Source organism: Nonomuraea coxensis DSM 45129 (assembly GCF_019397265.1).
Classification (GTDB): Bacteria; Actinomycetota; Actinomycetes; order Streptosporangiales; family Streptosporangiaceae; genus Nonomuraea; species Nonomuraea coxensis.
This window is the reverse complement of record NZ_CP068985.1, coordinates 7604341-7628848: the sequence shown is the minus strand read 5'-3', so window position 1 is coordinate 7628848 and position 24508 is coordinate 7604341. Positions and strand designations below refer to the sequence as shown.

At 72.4% G+C, this 24508-nt stretch carries 24 protein-coding genes; 14 read left to right on the top strand and 10 right to left on the bottom strand.

The annotated features are described in order from the left end of the window. Window positions 1–251: 251 nt before the first annotated feature. Genes Nocox_RS35690 through Nocox_RS35660 form a run of 7 tightly spaced genes read left to right on the top strand, consistent with a single transcriptional unit; the run spans window position 252 to window position 7626 of the window. Complete coding sequence (locus Nocox_RS35690) at window positions 252–1097, top strand: fumarylacetoacetate hydrolase family protein (RefSeq protein ID WP_026214519.1); 846 nt, start codon at window positions 252–254, stop codon at window positions 1095–1097. Beyond that, entirely contained in the window at window positions 1094–2401 is a 1308-nt protein-coding gene (locus Nocox_RS35685) for an L-fuconate dehydratase (RefSeq protein WP_020544088.1), read from the top strand. Before Nocox_RS35690 ends, Nocox_RS35685 begins: the two co-directional genes overlap by 4 nt. Beyond that, window positions 2398–3150, top strand: coding sequence for an SDR family NAD(P)-dependent oxidoreductase (locus tag Nocox_RS35680; RefSeq protein ID WP_211212700.1), 753 nt, complete (start codon window positions 2398–2400; stop codon window positions 3148–3150). Before Nocox_RS35685 ends, Nocox_RS35680 begins: the two co-directional genes overlap by 4 nt. Before the next feature lie 31 nt (window positions 3151–3181). Further along, window positions 3182–4207, top strand: coding sequence for a sugar ABC transporter substrate-binding protein (locus Nocox_RS35675; RefSeq protein WP_020544086.1), 1026 nt, complete (start codon window positions 3182–3184; stop codon window positions 4205–4207). Then, the gene (locus Nocox_RS35670) at window positions 4207–5688 is read left to right on the top strand and encodes a sugar ABC transporter ATP-binding protein (RefSeq protein WP_020544085.1); all 1482 of its coding nucleotides are present in this window, start codon (window positions 4207–4209) and stop codon (window positions 5686–5688) included. The genes Nocox_RS35675 and Nocox_RS35670 overlap by 1 nt, the downstream gene beginning before the upstream one ends. Further along, window positions 5685–6674, top strand: coding sequence for an ABC transporter permease (locus Nocox_RS35665; protein ID WP_157383140.1), 990 nt, complete (start codon window positions 5685–5687; stop codon window positions 6672–6674). Before Nocox_RS35670 ends, Nocox_RS35665 begins: the two co-directional genes overlap by 4 nt. 31 nt (window positions 6675–6705) lie before the next feature. After that, window positions 6706–7626 carry an aldo/keto reductase gene (locus Nocox_RS35660; RefSeq protein ID WP_020544083.1) on the top strand — a complete coding sequence of 307 codons (921 nt, stop codon included), beginning with the start codon at window positions 6706–6708 and terminating at the stop codon, window positions 7624–7626. Here the strand turns inward: Nocox_RS35660 and Nocox_RS35655 are convergent. The 8 genes from Nocox_RS35655 to Nocox_RS35620 form a co-directional block, all read right to left on the bottom strand. Continuing rightward, complete coding sequence (locus tag Nocox_RS35655; RefSeq protein WP_020544082.1) at window positions 7623–8096, bottom strand: GNAT family N-acetyltransferase; 474 nt, start codon at window positions 8094–8096, stop codon at window positions 7623–7625. The genes Nocox_RS35660 and Nocox_RS35655 overlap by 4 nt on opposite strands. A 25-nt stretch (window positions 8097–8121) precedes the next feature. Continuing rightward, window positions 8122–9069, bottom strand: coding sequence for a DNA polymerase ligase N-terminal domain-containing protein (locus Nocox_RS35650; RefSeq protein ID WP_020544081.1), 948 nt, complete (start codon window positions 9067–9069; stop codon window positions 8122–8124). Between the two features lie 57 nt (window positions 9070–9126). Further along, on the bottom strand, window positions 9127–9807 hold the full coding sequence (locus Nocox_RS35645; RefSeq protein ID WP_020544080.1) for a FadR/GntR family transcriptional regulator: 681 nt from the start codon (window positions 9805–9807) through the stop codon (window positions 9127–9129). A 25-nt stretch (window positions 9808–9832) separates the two neighbouring features. Then, window positions 9833–10855, bottom strand: a complete 1023-nt coding sequence (locus Nocox_RS35640) for an MBL fold metallo-hydrolase (protein ID WP_020544079.1) — start codon at window positions 10853–10855, stop codon at window positions 9833–9835. Between the two features lie 379 nt (window positions 10856–11234). Next, on the bottom strand, window positions 11235–12350 hold the full coding sequence (locus tag Nocox_RS35635) for a steroid 3-ketoacyl-CoA thiolase (RefSeq protein WP_026214515.1): 1116 nt from the start codon (window positions 12348–12350) through the stop codon (window positions 11235–11237). 42 nt (window positions 12351–12392) lie between these two features. Then, window positions 12393–13388: a sigma-70 family RNA polymerase sigma factor gene (locus Nocox_RS35630; RefSeq protein WP_026214514.1), complete on the bottom strand. Its 996-nt coding sequence runs from the start codon at window positions 13386–13388 to the stop codon at window positions 12393–12395. Between the two features lie 38 nt (window positions 13389–13426). Further along, entirely contained in the window at window positions 13427–14368 is a 942-nt protein-coding gene (locus Nocox_RS35625; protein ID WP_020544076.1) for an NADP-dependent oxidoreductase, read from the bottom strand. Between the two features lie 28 nt (window positions 14369–14396). After that, complete coding sequence (locus Nocox_RS35620; protein ID WP_020544075.1) at window positions 14397–15011, bottom strand: TetR family transcriptional regulator; 615 nt, start codon at window positions 15009–15011, stop codon at window positions 14397–14399. A gap of 188 nt (window positions 15012–15199) precedes the next feature. On the opposite strand from Nocox_RS35620, the gene Nocox_RS35615 reads away from it, so the two are divergent. The 6 genes from Nocox_RS35615 to Nocox_RS35590 are packed head-to-tail and all read left to right on the top strand — an operon-like array spanning window position 15200 to window position 21397. Then, window positions 15200–16798 (top strand): AMP-binding protein, encoded by a 1599-nt coding sequence (locus tag Nocox_RS35615; RefSeq protein WP_020544074.1) that lies wholly within the window; start codon window positions 15200–15202, stop codon window positions 16796–16798. Between the two features lie 10 nt (window positions 16799–16808). Continuing rightward, the gene (locus Nocox_RS35610; RefSeq protein ID WP_020544073.1) at window positions 16809–17783 is read left to right on the top strand and encodes an acyl-CoA dehydrogenase family protein; all 975 of its coding nucleotides are present in this window, start codon (window positions 16809–16811) and stop codon (window positions 17781–17783) included. Further along, on the top strand, window positions 17783–18937 hold the full coding sequence (locus tag Nocox_RS35605; protein ID WP_020544072.1) for an acyl-CoA dehydrogenase family protein: 1155 nt from the start codon (window positions 17783–17785) through the stop codon (window positions 18935–18937). The genes Nocox_RS35610 and Nocox_RS35605 overlap by 1 nt, the downstream gene beginning before the upstream one ends. Further along, a complete protein-coding gene (locus tag Nocox_RS35600; RefSeq protein ID WP_020544071.1) occupies window positions 18934–19839 on the top strand; it encodes a bifunctional MaoC family dehydratase N-terminal/OB-fold nucleic acid binding domain-containing protein in 906 nt (301 codons plus the stop codon). The genes Nocox_RS35605 and Nocox_RS35600 overlap by 4 nt, the downstream gene beginning before the upstream one ends. Then, window positions 19836–20237: a MaoC family dehydratase gene (locus Nocox_RS35595; RefSeq protein WP_051112601.1), complete on the top strand. Its 402-nt coding sequence runs from the start codon at window positions 19836–19838 to the stop codon at window positions 20235–20237. Before Nocox_RS35600 ends, Nocox_RS35595 begins: the two co-directional genes overlap by 4 nt. Beyond that, on the top strand, window positions 20234–21397 hold the full coding sequence (locus tag Nocox_RS35590; protein ID WP_020544069.1) for a lipid-transfer protein: 1164 nt from the start codon (window positions 20234–20236) through the stop codon (window positions 21395–21397). Before Nocox_RS35595 ends, Nocox_RS35590 begins: the two co-directional genes overlap by 4 nt. Here the strand turns inward: Nocox_RS35590 and Nocox_RS35585 are convergent. Beyond that, complete coding sequence (locus Nocox_RS35585) at window positions 21394–21852, bottom strand: carboxymuconolactone decarboxylase family protein (RefSeq protein ID WP_026214513.1); 459 nt, start codon at window positions 21850–21852, stop codon at window positions 21394–21396. The genes Nocox_RS35590 and Nocox_RS35585 overlap by 4 nt on opposite strands. Window positions 21853–21924: 72 nt before the next feature. Here Nocox_RS35585 and Nocox_RS35580 point away from each other — a divergent pair, with 72 nt between their 5' ends. Next, window positions 21925–22794 carry a sigma-70 family RNA polymerase sigma factor gene (locus Nocox_RS35580; RefSeq protein WP_026214512.1) on the top strand — a complete coding sequence of 290 codons (870 nt, stop codon included), beginning with the start codon at window positions 21925–21927 and terminating at the stop codon, window positions 22792–22794. 18 nt (window positions 22795–22812) lie between these two features. Here the strand turns inward: Nocox_RS35580 and Nocox_RS35575 are convergent, their stop codons facing one another. Further along, the gene (locus tag Nocox_RS35575; RefSeq protein ID WP_026214511.1) at window positions 22813–24315 is read right to left on the bottom strand and encodes a sigma-70 family RNA polymerase sigma factor; all 1503 of its coding nucleotides are present in this window, start codon (window positions 24313–24315) and stop codon (window positions 22813–22815) included. Between the last annotated feature and the right edge of the window lie 193 nt (window positions 24316–24508).

The window sequence follows — 24508 nt, the reverse complement described above, 5'->3', positions numbered from 1 at the left end:
ACTGTACGACCGTCAAGGAGCGAGGGCGAGCGGACGGCAGCGACGTCCGATGTCTTTGGGGCGGACACGTATCCTGGGGGTGAACCAGGTCATCGGGGCGATATGGCCGGTTGGTGCCGCGAGTGATGATGTTCGCGAAGGATATCCAGGTCACGGATCGGATGTTTCCCGGGCCTCACCCTTGACACATGGAGGGTGTGCGCCCCAGCATCGTGGGACGAGACATCCGATGTATAGATGAAGGATGCGGTGTGAAGCTGCTGCGAGTAGGACCTGCCGGACAGGAACGGCCGGTGGTGCTGGACGACGCCGGCAACCTGCGCGACATCGGGGAGCCCGACATCGACGGTGCTTTCCTCGCCTCCGGAGGAGTGGCGCGCGTCCGTGCCGCGCTCGACCGCGGTGACCTGCCGATCGTGGCCGAGAAGGGCCTGCGGGTGGGCGCCCCCGTCGCGCGGCCCGGCAAGATCGTCTGCATCGGCCTGAACTACCGCGACCACGCCGCCGAGTCGGGCGCGGAGCCGCCGGCCGAGCCTGTCGTGTTCATGAAGGCCGCCGACACCATGGTCGGCCCGTACGACGAGGTGCTCGTCCCCCGCAACAGCGTCAAGACCGACTACGAGGTCGAGCTGGCCATCGTCATCGGACGACGGGCCCGCTACCTGGAGAGCAGGGAGGAGGCGCTGGAGGCCGTCGCCGGCTACGCCGTGGCGAACGACGTCTCCGAGCGCGAGTTCCAGCTCGAACGCGGCGGCCAGTGGGACAAGGGCAAGTCGTGCGAGACGTTCAACCCGCTCGGGCCGTGGCTGGTGACCGCCGACGAGGTGGGCGACCCGCAGGACCTGTCGCTGCGCCTCTGGGTCAACGGCGAGCTGCGCCAGGACGGCGACACCAAGAACATGATCTTCGACGTCGCCGAGATCGTGCGCTACCTCAGCCAGTTCATGGTGCTGGAGCCGGGTGACGTGATCAACACCGGCACCCCCGCCGGCGTGGCGATGGGCATGCCGGGGCAGCCCTACCTCAGGGCTGGGGACGTCGTGGAGCTGGAGATCGAGGGGCTCGGGCGGCAGCGGCAGACGGTGGGCCAGGCATGACGAACAACGACACCCGGCCGGCGTACCGGATCGTCGGCATGGAGACGCACGACGTGCGGTTCCCGACCTCGCGCGAGCTCGACGGCTCCGACGCGATGAACCCCGACCCCGACTATTCCGCCGCCTACGTGGTGCTGAGGACCGACGACGGTCACGAGGGCCACGGGTTCGCGTTCACGATCGGGCGCGGCAACGACGTCCAGACCACCGCGATCAGCGCGCTGGAGCATTACGTGCTCGGCAAGGACGTCGAGGACCTCGGCGCCCTCTACAAGGAGATGGTCAACGACTCGCAGCTGCGCTGGCTGGGGCCGGAGAAGGGCGTCATGCACATGGCGATCTCCGCCGTGGTCAACGCCCTGTGGGACCTGAAGGCCCGGCGGGCCGGCAAGCCGGTATGGCGGCTGCTGTCCGAGATGTCCCCCGAGGAGATCGTCGACCTGGTCGACTTCCGCTACCTCAGCGACGCGCTGACCCCCGACGAGGCCCTGCAGATCCTGCGCAAGGCCGAGGGCGGCAAGGAGGAGCGGATCGCCCGGCTGATGGAGACCGGCTACCCGGCCTACACGACCTCCCCCGGCTGGCTCGGCTACGATGACGAGAAGCTGCGGCGGCTCTGCGAGGAGGCCATCGAGCAGGGGTTCAGGCAGATCAAGCTCAAGGTCGGCGCCGACCTGGAGGACGACCTGCGGCGCTTCAGGGTCGCCCGCGAGGTCTGCGGCCCCGACTTCCCGATCGCCATCGACGCCAACCAGCGCTGGGACGTCGCCTCGGGCATCGAGTGGATCAACACGCTGAGCGAGTTCCGCCCGCACTGGGTGGAGGAGCCGACCAGCCCGGACGACGTGCTGGGCCACGCCGCCATCGCCCGCGGCATCGCGCCGATCCCGGTGGCGACCGGCGAGCACGTCCAGAACCGCATCGTCTTCAAGCAGCTCCTCCAGGCCGGGGCCATCTCCTACCTGCAGATCGACGCCGCCCGCGTCGGCGGCGTCAACGAGAACATCGCGATCCTGCTGCTCGCGGCCAAGTTCGGTGTCCCGGTCTGCCCGCACGCCGGCGGCGTCGGCCTGTGCGAGCTGGTGCAGCACCTGTCGATGTTCGACTACGTGGCGGTCACCGGCACGATGGACGGCCGGGTCATCGAGTACGTCGACCACCTGCACGAGCACTTCGTCGACCCGGTGGTGATCCGTGACGGCCGCTACCTCGCGCCGTCGCGCCCCGGATTCAGCGCGCAGATGCACGCGGAGTCGATCGCCGCCCACACCTTCCCCAACGGTTCGGTCTGGAGGGACGCGTGAGCCGGACAAGCGCAGCAGGTCTGAGGGCCGTCGTGACCGGCGGCGGATCCGGCATCGGCCTGGCGGCCGCCACCCTGCTCGCCGAGCGCGGCATGACGGTGGCCTGCCTCGACCTCAACCCGCCGGGCGAGCCGTTCGCCGGCGTCAAGGCGGACGTGACGGACGACGCGAGCGTGCGCGCCGCGGTGGCCGAGGCCGCCGAGCGGCTGGGCGGCATCGACGTGCTCGTCAACAACGCCGGCATCGGCGCCCAGGGGACGATCGAGGACAACCCCGACTCCGAGTGGCAGCGGGTCTTCGACGTCAACGTCTTCGGCATGGTACGGGTCGCGCGCGCCGCCCTGCCCTACCTCCGCAGGTCGGAGCACGCCTCGATCGTCAACACCTGCTCGATCGCGGCCACGGCCGGGCTGCCCCAGCGCGCGCTCTACAGCGCGACGAAGGGCGCGGTCCTGTCGCTGACGCTGGCGATGGCCGCGGACCACCTCAGCGAGGGCATCCGCGTCAACTGCGTCAACCCGGGCACCGCCGACACGCCGTGGGTCGGCCGGCTGCTCGACGCCGCCCCCGATCCCGAGGCGGAGCGGAAGGCGCTCAACGCCAGGCAGCCCATGGGCCGCCTGGTCACGGCGGAGGAGGTCGCCGCGGCGATCGCCTACCTCGCCGGCCCCGAGTCGGGCGCGACCACCGGCACCTCGATCGCGGTGGACGGCGGCATGCAGGGACTCCGGCTGCGGCCGACCAACTAGCGACCAGTCAAACAAAGGAAGGTACCCCCCTATGAAGTTCGGACGGGTGATCGCGGGCACCGCCCTCTTGGCGGTCGTCACGGCGTGCGGCTCAGGCTCCACGACAGAAGGCGCGAGCGGCGGCGGCGGGAAGGTCGGCATCGACCACCCCAGGGCCGACTCCGACTTCTGGAACTCCTACATCAAGTACGCCCCGCAGATGGCGAGCGAGCTCAAGGTGGACCTCATGCCCGCCACGAACTCGCAGAACGACGTGTCCAAGCTGGTCAACAACGTGCAGGCGCTGGTCGGCCAGGGCGCCAAGGCCATCGTCATGGCGCCCCAGGACACCGGCGCGGTGGCCAACACGCTGCAGCAGCTGGAGAACAAGAAGATCCCCGTCGTCTCCGTCGACACCCGGCCGGACAAGGGCAAGGTCTACATGGTCGTCCGCGCCGACAACCGCGCGTACGGCACCAAGGCGTGCGAGTTCCTCGGCGAGAAGCTCGGCGGCAAGGGCAAGGTCGTCCAGCTCCAGGGCGCGCTCAGCTCGATCAACGGCCGTGACCGGTCGGAGGCGTTCCTGGAGTGCATGAAGACGAAGTTCCCCGACATCACGGTCTTCAGCGAGCCGACCGAGTGGGAGGGCAGCAAGGCGGCGTCCATGCTGCAGACCCGCCTGGAGCAGAACCCTGACATCAAGGGCATCTACCTGCACGCGGGCGGCGTCCACCTGGCGCCCACGCTGCAGGTGCTCAAGCAGAAGGGCCTGCTCGTGCAGCCGGACGACCCCAAGCACATCTTCGTGGTCTCCAACGACGGCATCCCGCAGGAGTTCGACGCCATCCGCAAGGGCGAGATCGACGCCACGATGTCGCAGCCGGCCGACCTCTACGCGAAGTACGCGCTCTTCTACGCGAAGGCCGCGCTGGAGGGCAAGACGTTCCAGCCGGGCCCGACCGACCACGACAGCACCATCATCCAGCTCCCCAACGGCCTTGAGGACCAGCTTCCCGCGCCTTTGGTCACCAAGGACAACGTGGACGACAAGAACCTCTGGGGCAACCAGGTCGGCTGATGAGCATTCACGTCGAAGCCCGCAACGTCGTCAAGCGGTTCGGTCCGACCGTCGCGCTGAACGGCGCGAAGATCGCGATCGCCGAAGGCGAGACGCACGCGCTCCTCGGCAGGAACGGCGCGGGGAAGTCCACCCTCGTGTCGATCCTCACCGGGCTGCAGCGGCCGGACGAGGGCGAGGTGCTGTTCTCGGGAGAGCCGGCACCCGCCCCCGGCGACCGGGACGCCTGGCGGCAGCGCGTGGCCTGCGTCTACCAGAAGTCCACGATCATCCCGGCGCTCACCGTCGCCGAGAACCTCTTCCTCAACCGGCAGAGCGACGGGCACGGACCCATCAACTGGCGGACGCTGCGGGGCCGCGCCCGCGAACTGCTCGACACCTACGAGGTGGACGTCGACGTGCAGACGCTGGCCGGCGATCTCAGCGTCGAGCAGCGCCAGCTCGTGGAGATCGCGCGGGCGCTGTCGTTCGGCGCGCGCTTCATCATCCTCGACGAGCCCACGGCACGGCTCGACGGGCCGGCCATCGAGCGATTGTTCGCCCGCATGCGCTCGCTGCGCGAGCAGGGCGTCACGATGATGTACATCTCCCATCACCTGGACGAGGTGTACGAGATCTGCCAGAGCGTCACGGTCTTCCGCGACGCCCGGCACATCATGACCCGGCCGGTGGCCGGGCTGCCGCAGGACGAGCTGGTGCACGCCATGACCGGTGAGGCCACGTCCGCGTACCACGCGCGGGAGCGCACGCCCGGCGAGCGGGTCGTGCTCTCCGGCGAGGGGCTGTCACTGGCCGGCCGCTACCGGAACGTGGACGTCAGCGTCCGCGCCGGCGAGGTGGTCGGCCTGGCCGGCTCGGCGAGCAGCGGCAAGGTCGGCCTGGCGGAGACCCTGGTCGGGCTGCGCGGCGCGGACACGGGCACGGTCGTCGTCAACGGCACCAAGGTGAAGCCTGGCGACGTGCCCGCCGCGATGGCGGCGGGGCTCGGGTTCGTGCCCGAGGACCGCCACCACGAGGGGTTCGTCCCGTTGCTGTCGGTGGGGGAGAACGCCACGTTCCCCATCGCCCGCAAGCTCGGCCGGTTCGGCGTCGTGTCCCCGTCGCGCCGCCGCGAGAAGGCCAAGGAGATGATCACCGCCCTGGACATCAAGACCGAGGGGCCCGACCAGCCCGTCGGCGACCTGTCCGGGGGCAACGCGCAGAAGGTCGTGTTCGCGCGGGCGCTCGTGGACGATCCCACGGTGCTGGTCGTCATCAACCCGACCGCCGGCGTCGACGTCAAGGCCAAGCAGGCCCTGCTCGGCGCCGTCGAGGACGCCGCCGAGCGGGGCGCGGGGGCCGTCGTGGTCTCCGACGAGCTCGACGACCTGCGCATCTGCGACCGGGTGCTGGTGATGTTCCACGGGGAGATCGTCAAGGACGTACCACGTGGCTGGACGGACCACGAGCTCGTGGCCGTGATGGAAGGCATACAAGAGTGACCACTTTGACCGCACCGGCCTCGCGGCTACGGCTGGCCAGGTTCCGCGACCTGACGCTCGTGCCGGTGATCGTGCTCCTGCTCGTCGTGGGCGCGTTCCTGGACCCGACCTTCCTGACGGCGGGCAACCTCACGAACGTCCTCCAGCAGCAGGCGGCGATCTCGCTCCTCGTGCTGGCCGAGGCCATGATCCTGATCGCCGGGAAGTTCGACCTGTCGCTGGAGTCGACGGTCGGCACCGCGCCCGCCATCGCCGTGATGCTGGTGGTTCCCGCCGCGGCGGGCGGGTTCGGCCTCGGGCTGCCCGGCGCGCTCGTGATCCCGCTCGCGCTGCTCGTCGGGGCCGCGATCGGCGCCTTCAACGGGTTCCTGATCATCAGGTTCCAGCTTTCGGCGTTCATCGTGACGCTGGCCATGCTGATCATCGTGCACGGTCTCCTCCAGGGGCCGACCGAGGGCAAGACGCTGTTCCAGCTTCCCGACTCGATCCTCTACCTCGGCAGCGCCATGTGGCTCGGCCTGCCCGCGGCCATCTGGATCGCCGGGCTGCTGTTCGCGGCGGGCATCTTCGGCCTCGGCTACCTGCGCGTCGGCCGCTCGCTGTACGCGATCGGCGGCAACCTCGACGCCGCCCGCGCCGCCGGCATCCGGGTGGACCGCGTGCTCTACGGCGTGTTCATCCTCGGCGGCGTCCTCGCGGCGCTCGCCGGCATCCTGGAGACCGGCCGCCTCGGCGCGATCGGCAACAACATGGGCGTCGGCTGGATCTTCATGGTGTTCGCCGCGGCCGTCATCGGCGGCGTCAGCATGGACGGCGGCAAGGGCACCATCCTCGGCGCGCTCACCGGTGTGCTGGTGATCGGCCTGGTGCAGAACATCCTCACGCTGATCGGCGTCTCCGGCTTCTGGCAGCCCGTCATCTACGGCAGCATCATCCTCATCGCCCTGATGATCAGCCGGATAGCGGGCGGGAAGGCACAGGATTGATGGGAGGCACGGCGTTGACGGGAGAGACCGCGTGATCGAGCTGCCGCGTCACGGCTTCGGCGGCGCGCCCATCGGCAACCTCTTCCAGGCGGTCACCGACGCCGAGGCGCGCGCCACGGTGGACGCCGCCTGGGAGAGCGGGGTGCGGCTGTACGACACCGCGCCGCACTACGGCCTCGGCCTGTCCGAGCGCCGGCTCGGCGCGGCGCTCGCCGGGCGCTCGGGCTACGTCCTGTCGACCAAGGTCGGGCGGCTGCTGGTGCCCGCGCCGTCGCCGTCCGGGCGCGACGACGACATCTTCGACGTCCCGGGCGAGGTGACGCGGACGTGGGACTTCTCGCGCGACGGCGTGCGCCGCTCGCTGGAGGACTCCCTCGAACGGCTGGGGCTGCCGGCCGTGCACATCGCCCTCATGCACGACCCCGACGACCACGTGGAGCAGGCGCTCGCGGAGGCGTACCCGGCGCTGGCCGAGCTGCGGGCCGAGGGCGTGGTGCGGGCGATCGGGCTCGGCATGAACCAGTGGCAGGCGCCGCTGCGGTTCGTGCGGGAGACCGACATCGACGTCGTCATGCTGGCCGGGCGCTACACCCTGCTCGACCAGTCGGGCCTGCCCCTGCTGGAGGCGTGCGCCGAGCGCGGGGTGAAGGTGCTGGCGGCCGGCGTCTTCAACAGCGGCATCCTGGCCACGTCCAGGCCGGGAAGCACCTTCGACTACCAGCCGGCGCCCGCGCCGCTCGTGGAGCGGGCCGCCAGGATCGCCGCGGTGTGCGAGCGGCACGACGTCACGCTGCCGCAGGCGGCCATGGCGTTCCCGCTGCGGCATCCGGCGGTCGCCAGCGTCGTGCTCGGGGCGCGCACCCCGGAGGAGGTCACGGCGAACGCGGCCCTGTGGTCACGGCCGGTGCCTGACGCGCTGTGGGAGGACCTGGAGTCCGCGGGGCTGCTCTAGCCGAGCAGGGCGTAGTTCGCGATCCACAGCTTGGGGATGGCCTCGGTCTCGCCGAGCAGGGTGAAGCCGAGCCCTTCGTAGAGGCGGCGCGCGGGCACGTTGCCGCGCGCCGTGGACACGACGACGCGGCGTCCGCCGGCGCGGGCCAGCACCGCCTCGACCAGCGCCCGGCCGATGCCGCGCCGGGCCATCGACGGGGCCACCACGAGCCGGTCGATGTCGAGCTCCTCCGGGCTCTCCGTCCAGGCCACCGCCCCCGTCGGCCCGCCGTCGCCAGAGCCGTCGCCGTCGCCGTCGAAGGCGGCCAGCCACAGCAGGTCGCGCGCCCGCAGCTCGGCCAGGCTCTCGCGCAGCGGCGGGATCCGGTCGTCGCCGATGAGCTCCGCCTCGACCGCGTACGCCGCCTTCTGCACCGCCAGCAACGCGCCCCCGATCGGGTCGTCGTGCGGCGACACCGCCTTGATGATCACCCCCTGAGTATCCCGCACCCTCCGCTCAGGACGGAATGAAGAGCCAGGACGTCGAAGGACCCGGCTCGTACGGAGAGTCCAGCCGCTTCGCGACCACCCCCGGCAGCCCCTGCTCCCTGGCCGCCTGCCGCACCGGCCCCGCCTCCCCGGGCCACGACGGGGCGACCTGCCAGCGGGTCCCCGGCAGCTCCAGCGCCTCCAGCGCGGCCCTGCGCTCGGCGTACGGGCGGTCGAGCAGGGCGTGGCCGTCGTCGTACAGCAGGTCGTAGACGACCAGGATCCCGGCCCCGCCGAGCGTGACGACCTCGCCGTCCAGGAGGGCGCTCCGGCTGCCGAACGACGTGGCGAGGGGCCGCAGCCAGGGATGCTCGCGGGCGGCGTCCGTCCGGCCGCCGTCGATCGGCACCAGGAGGCGGCGGCCGCCCCAGGCGAACTCGAAGGCGTACGCGGCGGCGTCCCTGGGCGGGCGGGCGCGTTCGGCAGGGAGCATCGGGCCGGGCGCGGGGAACGGGTCGCGTACCGCCTCGTCCATGCGGTGGATCATCCAGTTCTTGCCGCGCGTGCGGAACAGCACGAACCGGCCGGAGGCGCGGGTGCCGCGCAGCACCACCTTGACCTCGCGGTCGGACCACTTCTCCGTCTCGTACGTGCCGGTGTCCCAGACGGTCATGGTGCCGCCGCCGTACTCGCCCTGGGGGATCTCGCCGTGGAAGGTGAGGTACTCCATGGGGTGGTCCTCGGTGTGGACGGCCAGATGGTCCGTCCCGGGGTCGGCGGGCAGGCCCTTGGGCACGGCCCAGGAGACGAGGACGCCGTCGCGTTCCAGGCGCAGGTCCCAGTGCAGCGACCGGGCGTGGTGCTCCTGGACGACGAAAGCGTTGCCGTCGCCGGCGGCCGGAGGCTCGGGAGGGACGGGTTCGGGCGTGCGGGCGGCGTCGCGCTTGCTGCGATATCGCTCAAGTTTGTCCGGCACGCCCCGTTTCTACCCGCCTCCTCATCACCAGTCCTCCGACGTGTGTCCGGTTGCGGCTCAGTCGAGTTCGAGCGCCCGGCGCAGCCACGACTCCACGCCGGCCACGTGCACCGTGGCCCAGGAGCGGGCCACGTCGGCCTGGCGGGCGGCGATGGCCTCGTAGATCGCGGTGTGCTGCTCGCGGGTCTTCTGCATCGCGCCCTCCTGGGTGAGCCCGCGCCAGATCCGCGCCCGGTTCGTCGGACCCGACAGGCTCTCGATGAACGAGCACAGCACGCTGTTGCCCGACCCCTGGGCGATGCGCTGGTGGAAACGCAGGTCGTTGGCCACCAGCTCCTCGATCGTGGGCCGCTCGGGCAGCGACTCCAGGATGACCCGCAGCTCCTCGATCTCGTCGTCCTTCATCTGCTCGGCCGCCATCGCGGTGGCGGCCGGCTCCAGGATGCGCCGGACCTCGAAGAACTGCAGCACCGTGTCGTCGCGGTGCAGGTCGAGCACGAACGACATGGTGTCGAGGAGCAGGCCGGGCTCCAGGCTGGTGACGTAGGTGCCGTCGCCCTGGCGTACATCGAGGACGTTGATGAGGGACAGTGCGCGCACGGCCTCGCGCAGCGAGTTGCGCGAGAGGCCGAGCCGCTCGGCCAGGTCGGCCTCCTTCGGCAGCCGGTCGCCAGGGGCGAGCTCGCCCGAGACGATCATTTCCTTGATCTTGTCGATGGCCGCGTCGGTGACCGCCACGCTTCTCCCCCTAGACATCGGATGTCTAGGAGTCTAGAGCCTGGAAGCGGACGAGTTCGACGTCGGGCAGGCGGCGGATCCGGCCGCGGGCCTCAAGGGTCCGCAGGTGGGCCGCCGCCTCTCCGGCCGCCATGCCCCGCAGCATGGGGGGCAGGGTGTCCCATGGTTTGTTCCACGTCATCATCGCGGCGACCTCCCAGATGGTCTGCGGCTCGGGCTGTCCGGCCAGGAGGGCGAGCAGCGCGTCGAGCTTCTCCTCGTGATGGTGGCGGATCTCGGCGGCTCGTGCCGCCACATCCGGAAATATCCATTCATGGGCGGGGAGGGCGTCGAGCGTCCCCAGCTCGCCGACCCGCTCCAGCGACTCCAGGAAGTCGCCCAGCGGATCGACGTCCTCGCGGTCGTAGGGATAGATGCCGATGTGCGGGGTGATGTCGGGCAGCACGTGGTCGCCGGTGAACAGCCGGTCGGCGTCCTCCAGGTGCAGGCAGATGTGCCCCGGGGTGTGGCCGGGCGTGTGGACGGCCCGCAGCTTGCGCCCCGGCAGGTCCACGAGGTCGCCGTCGCGCAGCTCGCGGTCGGGCACCGCGGGCGGGGCCGGCCGCTCGCCCGAGGCCGCCCTCGCCTCGCTGGGATCGGCCCCGGCCCGGCGCAGCATGTCGGACTGGAAGGCCGTGTGCTCGTCGCCGGCGAAGTCGTGCATGAGCCGGACCATCGCCGCGTCGTTCTCGTGCATCGCGATCCAGGCTCCGGAAGCCTCCCTGACCTGGCCGGCCAGCCCGGCGTGGTCGGGGTGGAAGTGCGTGACGACCACCCCCCGCACCGTGCTCACGTCGATCCCGAGCGTCGCGAGGCCGCCGCTCAGCGCCTGCCACGCCTCCGGATGGTTCCAGCCGGCGTCGACCAGCACCGGGCCCTTCGGCGACTCGACGGCGTAGACGAGGGTGTAGCCGAGCGGGCTGCCGGGGATCGGCACCGGCACGCTCCACACCCCGCCGCCGAGATCCTGCGGGCGCTGCTCCGCGTACGGCCGGCGTCTGGTCTTCATCGGATACCTCCGAGGAAACCCCCGCCTTCAGGCGGGGGAGGAATCGGACCCCTGCGGAGCAGGGCAGGGGCAGGCGATCCGCCGCCAGGCGGACCGCCGTCGAAACGCCGCACGACACCGCACGGTTCGGTATTGTGTTCGACGGTGGCGACAACCAAGCCACCTGCCGAATGATCAGAAACACCCTCGCCGCCGGGCTGGCAGAGAGCTGAAACGCCTGTGGAGCTGGTGTAAGACCTCAAGGGAAGCCCTTCCTGGCGGGCGACCGGCAGTGAAGCAGGAACCCTCACGGGTGACCGTGGGAATCCCCCTCGTTTACGAGGGGGAGAACTGTTCCCCGATTCCTTACCGAGTGCTATGGGTGTTGCGTGACACAAGCTCAACCGATCCGTTCGAGGATCGTCGCGGTGGCGAGCGCGCCGCCCGCGCACATGGTGACGAGGGCGGTCGTCGCGTCGGCGCGTTCCAGCTCGTGCAGCGCCGTGGTGATGAGCCGCGCGCCGGTCGCGCCGACGGGATGACCGAGGGCGATCGCGCCGCCGTTGACGTTGACCCGGTCCAGGTCGGGCTCGTGCACGCTCGCCCACGACAGCACGACGGAGGCGAACGCCTCGTTCACCTCGAACCGGTCGATGTCGCCGATCGTCATCCCGGCGTCGGCCAGCGCCTTGGCGGTCGCGTCCACGGGCCCGTCGAGGTGGTAGTAGGGCTCCGCGCCGACCAGCGCCTGCGCCCGGATGCGGGCACGGGGGCGCAGGCCGTGCCGCCGCGCCGCCTCCTCGCTCATCACCAGCACCGCGGCCGCGCCGTCGGAGATCTGGGACGAGGTGCCCGCCGTGTGCAGCGCGCCCTCCACCACCGGCTTGAGCTTGGCCAGCCCGTCCACGGTGGTCTCGCGCAGGCCCTGGTCCCTGCGGACGCCGCCGACCGGCACGATCTCGCGCTCGAAGCGGCCGTCGGCCCACGCCTTGGCGGCCAGGTGCTGGGAGCGCGCCCCGAACCAGTCGAGCCGCTCGCGGGTGAGCCCGCGCCGCGCGGCGATGCGCTCGGCGGCGGTGAACTGGTCGGGCAGGTCGAGGTCCCAGTCGTCGGGACGCGGGTTGGCGGGCAGCACGTTGCTGCCGAGCGGCGCGCGGCTCATCACCTCGACGCCGCAGCCGATGCCCACCTCGATCACGCCCGCGCCGATCAGGGCGGCGGCGAGGTGCACGGCCTGCTGCGAGGAGCCGCACTGCGCGTCGACGGTGGTGACGCCCACCTGGTGCGGCAGCCCGGCGTAGAGCCAGGAGCCCCGGCCGACGTGCCCGCCCTGCTCGCCCGCCTGCGTCACGCAGCCGGCGAAGACCTGCTCGACGGCCGCGGGGTCGAGACCCGACCGCTCGATCAGCCCGTTGAGCGCGGTGGCGAGAACCTGTTGCGGCTTGAGCCCGGCGAGCCAGCCGGCCCGCTTGCCGATGGGGGTGCGGACGGCTTCGACGATCACGGGTGTGCTCACGGTCGCCTCCAGAACGATGCTCTGGAGAGACAGTAACGCGTTCTACTTTGTCGCGGAAGCCTGGGGTGCCAGAGCGGCGGGCAGCCCGAAGATCTCGAAGAGCCCCTCCTCGAAGAACATGCCCACGTGCCGGATCGCGCCGCCGGACAGGGTCAGCACCATGATCGCGAACTGCCGGTAGCCGCCGTCCTCGCGCAGGTAGACCGCGAACGCCGGCTGCCCGTTGGCCGCCGTCGGCACCAGCTTGAGATCGCCGGCGCGCTCGGCGGGACACTGCGTCCTGGTGAGCTCGGCGATGGACTCCGGGCCTTGGTACCAGCCGGTGAAGGGCGGCATCTCCCAGATCGCGTCCTTGGTGAACAGGTGCACCAGGTCGTCCACGTCGTAGTTCTCGAAGGCGGCGACGTAGCGGTCGAGCAGGACCTGCTGCTCGGCGGTGAGCGGCTCCACCGGGTCGTCGAGGCTCGGCGAGCGCTCGCTGAGCTGGGCCCGCGCCCGCTGCAGGATGCTGTTGACGGCGGCGGTGGACACACCGACGGCCTCGGCCACCTCCGCGGCCTTCCACCTGAGCACGTCGCGCAGGATGAGCACCGCGCGCTGCCGGGGCGGCAGGTGCTGCAACGCGGCCACCAGCGCCAGCCTGATGCTCTCGCGCGCCGTCACGATCGTGGCCGGATCGTCGCCCGCCACGCCCGCGAGCGCGTCGGGCACCGGCTCCAGCCACGGCACCTCGTGGTCCTGGGCCAGGGGAGCGCTCGCCTCGGCGCTGGGCGCGCCCAGCCCGCTCGGCAGCAGACGCCGGCCGCGGCTCTCCAGCGCCGTCAGGCAGGTGGTGGTGGCGATGCGGTACATCCACGTGCGCAGCGAGGAGCGGCCCTCGAAGCCGTCGTAGGCGCGCCACGCCTTGAGATAGGTCTCCTGCACGAGATCCTCGGCGTCGTGCACCGAACCCGTCATGCGGTAGCAGTGCGCCAGCAGCTCGCGTCGCATGGGATCCGCCTGCTGGAGGAAATCCTCATTCGTCGGCTTGTCGCTCATGCTCCCTGTATAGCCGCCGCCACCGACAATTCCCGGTCTCAGTCGCCGACGGTGAGAACAATCTTGCCCGTGGTGCGGCCGGTCTCGCCCATCTCGTGCGCCTTGGCGGCCTCCTCCAGCGGCAGGACCGCAGCGACCGACACCCGCAGCCGCCCGGCCGCCGCCAGCGCCGCGATCGCCCGCAGGGCGGCGTGGTCGGGCTCCACGAGCATGGCCTCGGAGCGGATGCCGAGCCCGGCCGCCCGCTCGTGCAGCCCCGGCTCCATCCGGCTCAGGGCGAGCGAGATCATCGTGCCGCCCGGCCGCAGGGTGCGCAGCGAGCGCGGGCCGTAGTCGCCGCCGACGGACTCCAGCACCACGTCCACGTCGCGGACGACCTCGGCGAAGTCGTGAGCGCGGTAGTCGACCAGCTCGTCGGCCCCGAGGTCGCGCAGGAAGGCGTGCTTGGCGGCGCTGGCCGTGCCGATCACGTGGGCGCCGCGGGCCTTGGCGATCTGCACGGCCAGATGGCCGACGCCGCCCGCCGCCGCGTGCACCAGCACGCGGTGGCCCTCGCGCACGCCGGCGACGTCCACGAGGGCCTGCCAGGCGGTCAGCGCGGCCAGCGGGATGCCGGCGGCCTGGACGTGGTCGAGGCCGGCGGGCTTGCGGACGAAGTGCCGGGAGGGCGCGGTGACGTATTCGGCGAAGGCGCCGTGCCCCTGCGGGTAGCGCAGCAGGCCGAACACCTCGTCGCCCGGCTTGTGGAGCACCTGGCCGACGCCCGAGGCCACCACCTCGCCGGACAGCTCCCAGCCGAGCACGAACGGCGGCGGCGTGCCCAGCAGCCCGCCGGTGGCCCGGGTCTTCCAGTCGGTGGGGTTGAGCCCGGCCGCCCGCACGCGTACGAGCACCTCGGTCGGGCCGGGCTCGGGCCGGTCGAGCTCCACCAGCTTCAGCACGTCGGGACCGCCCAGTGCGTCCTGACTGATCGCCTTCATCCTCATCCGATCCATGATGCGGGATCGATCAGATGTCGGCGAGCAGGCGCGAGGCGGCGGTCTCGATGCGGCGCTGGATCTCGTCGTAGGTGCGCCGGCCGCGCAGCATCTCCAGCAGCTCGTGCACCCAGATGCCGGCCAGCGACCCGGCGAGGTCGCGCTGCTCCTCGCTCGCCTGCTCGAAGCTCAGCCCCTCGCCGGAGACCCGCAGCAGCAGCCCGGCCATCCGGTCGCCGAACGGCGTCTGCACCTCGGCCAGGATCAGCGAGCGGATGAGCGCGTCGGCCAGCTCGGGCTCGCGCATGAGCCCGCGGGTGGCGCGCATGAGCACGTCGACGGCCCGGCCCTCGGGTGTGGCCGCGCCCGGCGGGCGGCGCTCGATGCTGCTCTCCAGCAGGTCGATCTCCTCGCCGACGACCGCCACCACGAGGTCCATCTTGGACGGGAAGTAGCGGTAGAGCGTGCCGAGGGCGACGCCGGCCCGCTCGGCGACCGTGCGCATCTGCATGGCCTCGACCCCGCCGCGCGAGGCGAGGGCGGCGGCGGCCTGGACGATGCGCTTGCGGCGCTGGGTCTGGCTGCGCGAGCGGACGCTTCCCTCGCCGTCGGAGGAGGTGGCGACCGTCGCGGACGGGGTGCGCATAAGAACACGTTATCTGATTTCTCGGTACCGTGGCTTGTTACTCGGCGGTCACAAAGAACCCTTATCGGCCCATGTCTGCAGCGTTACAGGGATATATCGCGACTTTTCGGCATGATTGGCTACTGGACAGCAATTAGAATCTGTTCTAGTTTGCGTTCTGCTGACCGAGCGCTTGGTGTGGAGGCGGCATGACCGCGAACACCCTCGCGGCCCTGCTGACCGCACGGGCCGAGGACGGACGACCTGGCCTGCTGTTCGAGGACACGACCTGGACGTGGCGCGAGCACGTCGCCGCCTGCCGCGCGGCGGGCTCCTGGCTGGCCCGCCGCGGCACCGGCTCGCATGCCGCGGTGCTCAGCGACAACGTGCCCGGCCTGCTCTTCCTGGTGGGCGGCGCGGCGCTGGCCGGACGTCCGGTCGTCGCGCTGAACCCGACCCGGCCGGCGGCCGAGCTGGCCCGCGACGCCCGCGCGACCGACGTCGGGCTCGTCCTGTACGACGACCCGTACGAGGACCTGGCCCGCTCCCTGGGCCTGCCCGCCCGCCCGCTGTCCGACGCGACCGGACCGGACGGGGGGCCGGGGGCGCTGCCCGGACGCGCGCCCGACCCCGGTGAGCTGGTGCTGCTGATCTTCACCTCCGGCACCTCCGGCCGCCCCCGCGCCGTCCGCGTCACCCAGCGCAAGCTCGCCGTCCCCGGCACCAGCCTGGGCGCCCTGCTCACCCCGGACGACGTCGTCTACTGCTCGATGCCGCTGTTCCACTCCGGGGCCCTCATGGCGGCCTACGCCCCCGCCGTCGCCTCCGGGGCCGCCCTGGCGCTGCGCCGCCGCTTCTCCGCCTCGGGCCTGCTGCCCGACGTCCGCCGGTACGGCTGCACGTACCTCCACTATGTCGGCAAGGCGCTCTCCTACGCCCTGGCCACCCCCGAACGCCCCGACGACGCCGACAACCCGCTGAGACTCGCCTTCGGCAACGAGGGCAGCGCCGTCGCGATCAGGCGCTTCGGCGAGCGGTACGGCTGCCACGTCATCGACGCCTTCGGCTCCACCGAGACCGCCGTCTCGATCAGCCCCGACCCGGCGGGCCCGCCCGGCAGCCTCGGCCGCCTGCCCGAGGGCGTGGCGATACTCGACCCGTCCACCGGCGAGCCCTGCCCGCCTGGCCGGGTCGAGGACGGCCGCCTGCTCAACCCGGACGAGGCCGTCGGCGAGCTGGTCAACACCACCGGGCTGGGCCTGTTCGAGGGCTACTACAACGACCCCGAGGCCGACGCCGAGCGGGTGCGCGACGGCGCGTTCTGGTCGGGCGACCTCGCCTGGCGGGACGCGGCCGGCCACGTGTTCTTCGCCGGGCGCGGCACCGAGCGGCTGCGCGTGGACGGCGAGAACCTGTCGGCGGCCCCCGTCGAGGCCGCCCTGCGCGAGTTCCCCGGCGTGGTGGAGGCGGCGGTCTACCCGGTGCCCGACGCGGCCGCCGGCGACCAGGTGATGGCGGCGCTGGTGCTGGAGGGCGGGTTCGACCCGGAGGCGTTCACGGCCTTCCTGGCCGCCCGTCCCGACCTCGGCGCCAAGTCCCTGCCCCGGTACGTCCGCGTGGCCGGCCGGCTGCCGCAGACGCCGTCGCACAAGGTCGTCAAGCGGGTCCTCGCCCGCGAGGGGTGGCGCACCGGCGACCCGGTGTGGTGGCGCACCCCGTCCGGGCTGCGCCCGCTGACCGGCGCGGACGTGAAGGCCATCGAGGAGGAGTTCGTACGGCACGGCAGGCAGCACCTCTTGGAGACGTAGGGGACGAGACGTGGACTTCAACCTGGACGAGACCCAGCAGGACGTGCGGAGACTGGCCGCCGACGTGCTGGCCAAGGACGCGGACGAGGAGCGGCTGCGGCAGGCCGGCCTGCTGAGCCTGTGCGTGCCGGAGGAGGCGGGCGGCGCGGGGCTCGGGCCGGTGGAGATGGCCGTGGTGCTGCGGGAGGTGGGCGCGAAGGCGGCGGCGGTCCCCGGGCTGCCCGCGCTGGCGGGCACCCTGGCCCTGGCCCGCCACGGCACGCAGGAGCGGCAGCGGCGGCACGCCGGCGGGATCGCGCTCGCGGTGCGGGAGCCCGGCCGCGCGCTGGCCGCACCACCGGAGACGGCCGCCCGCGAGGACGGCGGGGGCTGGACGCTCACCGGGCGCAAGGTCACCGTCATGTACCCGGGAGCGGCGGCGCTGGTGACCGCCGCCGAGGGCCTGTTCCTGGTCGAGGATCCCGCCACCGCCCCCGAGCGCACCTCGACCGGCGAGCCCGCCGCCACCGTCGTGCTCGACGGCGCCCCCGCCGAGCGGGTGGCGGGGCCGGAGGCCGCCGCCGACGTCCGCCGCCTCCACACCGCCGCCGTCGCCGCCCAGGCGAGCGGCGTGCTCGCCGGGGCGCTGGAGCTGACCACCGCCCACATCAGGACGAGACGGCAGTTCGGCCGCGCGCTGGCCGAGTTCCAGGCCGTGACCATGCAGATCGCCGACGTCTACATCGCCGGCCGGGCCCTCGACGTCGCCATGTGGTCGGCGCTCTGGCGGCTCGGCGAGGGCCTGCCGGCCGAGGAGGACCTCGCGCTCGCCGCCTACCACGCGGCCGAGGCGGTCAAGGCCCTGCACACCTGCCAGCACCTGCACGGCGGCCTCGGCCTCGACGTCACCTATCCGCTGCACCGCTACTTCGCCCAGGCCAAGCACTTGTCCTATCTGCTCGGCGGCGCCGGCGCCCAGCTCGACCTGATCGGAGCGCTCGTCTGATGCACATCGACCTCACCCCGGAGCAGCGCAGGCTCCGCGACGAGCTGCGCGCGTACTTCCAGGGCTGCCTGACCGAAGAGGACCGGCGGGCGATCGCCGAGGACCCGTTCGGCGGGGCGTACATGGAGCACTGCCGCCTCCTCGGCCGGGACGGCAAGCTCGGCCTCGGCTGGCCCAAGGAGTACGGCGGCGCCGGCTACGGCCCTCTGGAGCAGCAGATCTTCGCCAACGAGATCGCCCGCGCGGGCGTGCCGTACCCGATCATCACGGTGCAGACGGTGGGCCCGACGCTCATGCAGTACGGCACCCGCGAGCAGAAGGACTTCTTCCTGCCGCGCATCCTGGCCGGCGAGTGCCACTTCGCGATCGGCTACAGCGAGCCCGAGGCCGGCACGGACCTGGCGTCCCTGCGGACGACGGCGGTGCTCGACGGCGACCACTACGTCGTCAACGGCCAGAAGATCTTCACGAGCGGCGCGCACTACGCGCAGTACATCTGGCTGGCCGCCCGGACGAACCCCGAGGCGAAGAAGCACAAGGGCATCACCATGATGATCGTCTCCACGGACGATCCCGGCTACTCCTGGACCCCGATCGTCACCATGGACGGCCGCCACCACACCAACTCCACCTACTACTCCGACGTCCGCGTCCCGGTGGACATGGTGGTCGGCGAGGTGGACAAGGGCTGGGACCTGATCGTCAACCAGCTCAACCACGAGCGGGTGACGCTCGGCCCCGCGGGAAACCTCGGCCAGACCTACGACCGGTTCCGGGCCTGGGCCCGCCGTACCGGCCTGGACGGCGAGCCCGACGTGCGCCGCGCCCTGGCCCGCGTGTGGGCGGCCCTGCGGACGAACGAGCTGCTCAACTGGCAGGTCGCGGCCAACATGGACCTCGGCTGGCTGGGCGCGCCCGACGCCTCGGCCACGAAGATCTACGGCTCGGAGCGGATGCAGGAGGCCGGCCGGATCGTCGGCGACGTGCTGGCCCGCCACGGCGACCCCGCCGACCCGGAGACGGCCGAGCTCATCGAGCGGGTCGACGTCGGGGCGAAGGGCGCGGTGGTGCTGACGTTCGGCGGCGGCGTCAACGAGGTGCAGCGGGAGCTGATCGCCATGCTCGGCCTGAGCCTGCCGAGGCCGCCCCGATGAAGCTGACCGACGAGGAGCTGCACGAGCTCGCCGCCAAGCAGACGGCGCTGGGGGAGCTGCGCGGCACGCCCGCCGCCGACCCGGTGAACGTCCCGATGATCCGCCACTGGCTCGCCGCCATGGGCGACGAGAACCCCGCCTACCTGGAGCGCGGTCTCGCCCCGCCCGCGATGGCGCAGGTGTGGACCATGCCGGGCCTGCGCGACCGGCCCAAGGACCGCTCGCCGGTGGACGACCTCATGGCCGCGCTCGACGCCTCCGGCTACACGGGCGTCGTCGCCACGAACTGCGAGCAGGTCCACCACCGCTACGCCCGCGTGGGCGAGGTCCTGACCCCCGCCACCCGCTTCACCGGCCTGGCCGGCCCCAAACGGACCGCGCTCGGGGTCGGCTTCTTCGCCACCTGGACCGTCACCTGGTACGCCGGCGACGACGAGCCGGTGGCCGAGATGATGTTCCGCGTCCTGAAGTTCCGCCCACGGGAGAAGAAGCCGAAGCGGGAGCCCTATCCGCTGCGGCCCGCCGTCAACCAGGACACCGCCTTCTTCTGGGAGGGCGTGCGCCAGGGCGAGCTGCGCGTCCAGAGCTGCGCCGACTGCGGCCTGCCGCGCCATCCGCCGGGACCGCTGTGCCCGCAGTGCCGCTCGGCGAACCGCTCGTACGCCGTCGCGAGCGGCCACGGCTCCCTCTACAGCTACGTCGTCCACCACCGGCCGCCGGTGCCGGGGCGGGAGACGCCGTTCGTGGTGGGCGTGGTGGAGCTGCCGGAGGGCGTCAGGGTCGTGGGCAACATCGTGGACTGCCCGATCGAGGAGGTGGCGGTCGGGATGCCGCTGCGGGTGACGTACCGGACGATGGACGACGAGCTCGTCCTGCCGATGTGGACGCCGGGGGAGCCATGAGCGGGGAGCGGGACGTGCTGCCGGAACTGTCGATCGACCTGACGCCGACCCTGGTCGTCTCCACGGCCCTCGCCACGATGGACCCCACGCCGGTGCACCACGATCCGGCGCTGGCCCGCGCGCAGGGCTCCAAGGACATCTTCCTCAACATCCTGACCACGATGGGGCTGGTCGAACGGTACGTCACCGACTGGGCGGGCCCGGCGGCGGTCATCCGGCGCATCGACGTCAGGCTGGGCGTCCCGGCGTACGCGGGGGACCGGCTGAGCTTCACCGGGAAGGTCGTCTCGCGGGCGGACGGCGAGCTGACGGTCGAGGTGCGCGGCGCGGTCAGCCTCGGCGACCACGCGGTCGGCGCCGTCACCCTGACCCTGCCCGAGGGGGAGGACCCGTGTTGAGCGGACGCGCGGCGCTCGCCGGCATCGGCGCCACCGAGTTCAGCAAGGAGTCCGGGCGCTCGGAGCTGCGGCTGGCCGCCGAGGCCGTGCTCGCGGCGCTGGACGACGCCGGGCTGTCGCCGGCCGACGTGGACGGCCTGGTCACCTTCAGCCAGGACACGAACCAGGAGATCGCGGTCGCCCGCGAGGTCGGCGTCGGCGACCTGACGTACTTCTCCCGCGTCGAGTACGGCGGCGGCGCGGCCTGCGCGACGGTCGCGCACGCGGCCATGGCCGTGGCCACCGGCATGGCCCGCACGGTCGTCTGCTACCGGGCCTTCAACGAGCGCTCGGGCCGCCGCTTCGGCCAGCCGGACGCCCGTCTCGGCGGCCAGCCGACCTCGCAGGGGCTGGAGATGAGCTGGCACGTGCCGTTCGGGCTGATGACGCCGGCGGCCTGGGTCGCCATGTTCGCCCGCCGTTACATGCACACCTTCGGCGCCACGTCGGAGGACTTCGGCAGGGTCGCGGTGGCCATGCGCCGGCACGCCGCCACCAACCCCGCCGCCTGGTTCCACGGCCGGCCCATCACGCTGGAGGAGCACCAGTCCTCGCGCTGGATCGTGGAACCGCTGCGCCTGCTCGACTGCTGCCAGGAGAGCGACGGCGCGGTGGCCCTGGTGGTCACCTCGGCCGAGCGCGCCCGCGACCTCCGCAGGTCGCCCGCCGTCGTCACGGCGGCGGCCCAGGGCTCGGCCGCCGGGCAGCTGATGATGACGAGCTACTACCGGGACGACATGAGCGGCCTGCCGGAGATGGGGGTCGTCGGACGGCGGCTCTGGGAGATGTCCGGCCTGTCCCCTTCCGACATCCAGACCGCCATCCTGTACGACCACTTCACCCCGTTCGTCCTGGCCCAGCTTGAGGAGCTGGGCTTCTGCGGCCGGGGCGAGGCGCCCGCCTTCATCGCGGACGGCGGCATCGAGCTGGACGGCCGCCTCCCGGTCAACCCGCACGGCGGGCAGCTCGGGGAGGCGTACATCCACGGCATGAACGGCATCGCCGAGGCGGTCCGCCAGATCCGCGGCACCGCCGCCAACCAGCTCGGCGGCGTCGCGAACGTCCTGGTCACGGCGGGCACCGGCGTGCCGACCAGCGGCCTGGTCCTGTCGGCCGGTTAAGGGGTCCAGGCGCCGGCGACCTGCCGGGTGGAGGCGTTGAGCCGGTTCCACACGTTGATCGAGGCGATCGCCAGGACGAGGCCGCCGAGCTGACGCTCGTCGAAGTGGCGGGCGGCCTCGTCCCAGATCGCGTCGGACACCGCCTCAGGCCGGTCGGCCAGCCGGGTGACGGCCTCGGTGAGCGCCAGGGCGGCCCGCTCGGCGTCGCTGAACCACGGCGCGTCGCGCCAGCCGGCCAGCGCCCACACCCGCTCGTCGCTCTCGCCGTTCTTCTTCAGGTCGCGCCCGTGCAGCTCCAGGCAGACGCCGCAGCCGTTGATCTGGCTGGCGCGCATGTAGACGAGGTCGAGCAGTTCCTTCGGCAGCCCGGCGCCCGCCACGCTCTTGCCGAGTGCCTGGAGCGCCTGCATCGCGCCGGGGACGACGAAGGCGGGGTTGCCCATGCGTGCTTCCATTGGTGGTCTCCACGTTCTCCGGTTGACGGTCTCTCACTCGCTCTGAACCGGCGGCGAAGGAGAATGTGACCGATGAACGAAGAAAAAGAACTGACCGCCATATTCGAGGCGCACCGGGATCATCTGCGTGCGGTGGCGTACCGGATGCTGGGCTCGCTCAGCGAGGCGGACGACGCGGTGCAGGAGGCGTGGCTGCGGCTGGAGCGCGCCGACACCAGCGACGTGGCGAACTTGGGCGGCTGGCTCACCACGGTCGTGGGGCGCGTCTGCCTCAACCTGCTGCGCTCCCGCCGCACCCGCGGCGAGGAGCCGCTGGAGCCGGGCATGCCCGACCCCGTGGTGAGCCCGGCCGGCGGCGTGGACCCCGAGCACGAGGCGCTGCTGTCGGACTCGGTGGGGCTGGCGCTGCTCGTGGTGCTCCAGACGCTGGAGCCGGCCGAGCGGCTGGCGTTCGTGCTGCACGACATGTTCGCGGTGCCGTTCGACGAGATCGCGCCGGTCGTGGACCGCACCCCCGCCGCGACCCGGCAGCTCGCCAGCCGGGCCCGCCGCCGGGTGCGGGACGCCGCCGTGACCCCGGACCCCGACCTGGCCCGGCAGCGTGAGGTCGTGGACGCCTTCATGGCCGCCTCGCGGGCCGGCGACTTCGACGCCCTGGTCGCGGTGCTCGATCCTGACGTGGTGCTGCGGGCCGACGCGGGCGGCGCGCCGCGGACCTGGCTGGAGGTGCGCGGGGCGCTCGAGGTGGCCGGGCGGGCGTTCATGTTCCGGCGCTTCGCCGCGTACGTGCGGCCGGTGCTGGTCAACGGCGTGGCCGGGGTGCTCACGGAGCCCGAGGGCCGGCCGATGTCGGTCATGGCGTTCACCGTGGCCGGCGGCAGGGTGGTCGCGCTCGACATCCTCTCCGACGAGGACCGGCTCGCGGCGCTGCTGGGCGCGTAGCCGGCCCCCGGGAGGGGTCTACGGGTTGAACATGTTGGGCACGGAGAAGAAGACGATCATCGCGATCGCCACGCAGACCAGGAAGCCGACCAGCTCCCAGACCCAGTCGTAGTGGCGCTCCTTGCGGCGGCGTTTCTTCTCCGGGCGCGGCTTCAGCTCGGGCCGGCGCTTCGGGACGGGCCGGGCGCGGACCGGGCGCGGGTCCAGCGCGTCCCTGGCCGGGGCGTTCTTCCGCGCGCCCTCCGCGGGCTCGTCCTCCCACGGCAGGCGGTAGACCGGCTCGGCGGGCTTGGCGCGCGGCTGGAACAGCGGCGCGGTCTCCCCGCGCGGGCCCTCGTCCTCCCGCGGGCCGTCCTCCTCCTCCCGCGGGCCGCCGGGCTGGAGCGGGCGGGGCGGGCCCTTGTGCACCAGCACGTCGTCGGCGGGGGTCGGCTGGGGCCGGCGCACCGGCTCCGGCCTGCGCAACCCGCCCCGCCCGGCGGGCGGAGCCGGTGGGGGGAACGGCGAGGGCTCGCCCGGCAGCAGCACGTCGCCCGTCGCGTACGGCTCGGGGGAGTCCTTGGGCAGCAGCACGTCGCCGGTGGCGAACGGCTGCGGCCCGTCTCCGGACGGCGCGGCCATGAAGAACGGCCGCTCGCCGCCGGGCGGCGGCGGGACCGGCGTCCGCTTGGCGCGCTGGGCGTCGAAGGCCCCGAGCGGGTCCCTGAGCGGCCGGGTGAGGCCGGGAGGCGGGCCGAACGGGCCGCGGAGCTTGGGCATCGGGGCCGTGGTGGCCTCGTGCTCGGCCACCCGCGAGGCCGGCGGCGGCGACAGCAGCTCCGCCGGGAAGATCACGGTGCTGGTCGCGGGGTCGGCGTCGGCCAGCGGCTGCGGCCACACCGGCGGGCTCGGCCAGCGCGGTCTGACGAACAGCGGCGCGGGCTGGGCCGTACGCGAGCCGGCGAAGTGGATGCGCAGCGCGCCGGGCGGCTGCGGCCACGGGAGGCGGCCGAGCACGTCCTGGAGCGGCGCGACGCCGAGCGCGCCGTAGATGTCGGCGACGGGCTTGGGCACGCGGGCGCCGATCGAGGCCAGCGCGGTGCCGAGGGCCTGGCGGAAGCGGTGCCCGGCTCCCGCGGCGAGTTCCTCGGCGGTGTCGGGGGCGACGTCGAGCACCCAGGCCAGCTCGGCCTTGCTGAGTCCGCAGACCGCGCGCAGCACCAGCACCTCGCGCTGGTGGAGGCGCAGCTCGCGCAGGGTGCGTTCGACGAGGGCGGTCGCGGGGTCGATGAGGGGGTCCACGGCGGGCGGGGCGTAGACGACGTCGCGCCGGAGGATCTCGCGGCGGGCGAAGGCGTAGAGAGCGGCGCGGGGCGGCTCCGCGGCCGGGACGGCGTTGAGCACCGCCAGCAGGACGTCGGAGGCGGAGCCGAGGTCGCCAAGCTGGTCGGCGCAGTACGCGAACAGCCCGGCGGCATGGCGGTCGTAGAGCTCTGCGATCAGTTCGGCGCGTGGGCGCTGATCGGTGAGCGGCTGGGACACGGGGCCGGATCCTCTGGGTGCGGACGCTGAGGGTGTGAGGGGTGCGCGTCAGGAAGATTGTGGAGGTAATCATGCCAACACCGACAGGTTCGGCGCACTACCAGATCCGGATTTAAGTAAATAAGGCTGGTCAGTGAAGCGCTTAAGCGCAGCCCGGCACGACACGCCCGTAGTCCTCGCCGTAGTCTGTCGT

Coding starts and splice junctions, on each gene's coding strand:
- Nocox_RS35675 (WP_020544086.1), top strand. CDS start 3,182: ATGAAGTTCGGACGGGTGATCGCGGGCACCGCCCTCTTGGCGGTCGTC.
- Nocox_RS35685 (WP_020544088.1), top strand. CDS start 1,094: ATGACGAACAACGACACCCGGCCGGCGTACCGGATCGTCGGCATGGAG.
- Nocox_RS35615 (WP_020544074.1), top strand. CDS start 15,200: ATGACCGCGAACACCCTCGCGGCCCTGCTGACCGCACGGGCCGAGGAC.
- Nocox_RS35600 (WP_020544071.1), top strand. CDS start 18,934: ATGAAGCTGACCGACGAGGAGCTGCACGAGCTCGCCGCCAAGCAGACG.
- Nocox_RS35625 (WP_020544076.1), bottom strand. CDS start 14,368: ATGAAGGCGATCAGTCAGGACGCACTGGGCGGTCCCGACGTGCTGAAG.
- Nocox_RS35580 (WP_026214512.1), top strand. CDS start 21,925: ATGAACGAAGAAAAAGAACTGACCGCCATATTCGAGGCGCACCGGGAT.
- Nocox_RS35585 (WP_026214513.1), bottom strand. CDS start 21,852: ATGGAAGCACGCATGGGCAACCCCGCCTTCGTCGTCCCCGGCGCGATG.
- Nocox_RS35640 (WP_020544079.1), bottom strand. CDS start 10,855: ATGAAGACCAGACGCCGGCCGTACGCGGAGCAGCGCCCGCAGGATCTC.
- Nocox_RS35630 (WP_026214514.1), bottom strand. CDS start 13,388: ATGAGCGACAAGCCGACGAATGAGGATTTCCTCCAGCAGGCGGATCCC.
- Nocox_RS35620 (WP_020544075.1), bottom strand. CDS start 15,011: ATGCGCACCCCGTCCGCGACGGTCGCCACCTCCTCCGACGGCGAGGGA.
- Nocox_RS35670 (WP_020544085.1), top strand. CDS start 4,207: ATGAGCATTCACGTCGAAGCCCGCAACGTCGTCAAGCGGTTCGGTCCG.
- Nocox_RS35595 (WP_051112601.1), top strand. CDS start 19,836: ATGAGCGGGGAGCGGGACGTGCTGCCGGAACTGTCGATCGACCTGACG.
- Nocox_RS35605 (WP_020544072.1), top strand. CDS start 17,783: ATGCACATCGACCTCACCCCGGAGCAGCGCAGGCTCCGCGACGAGCTG.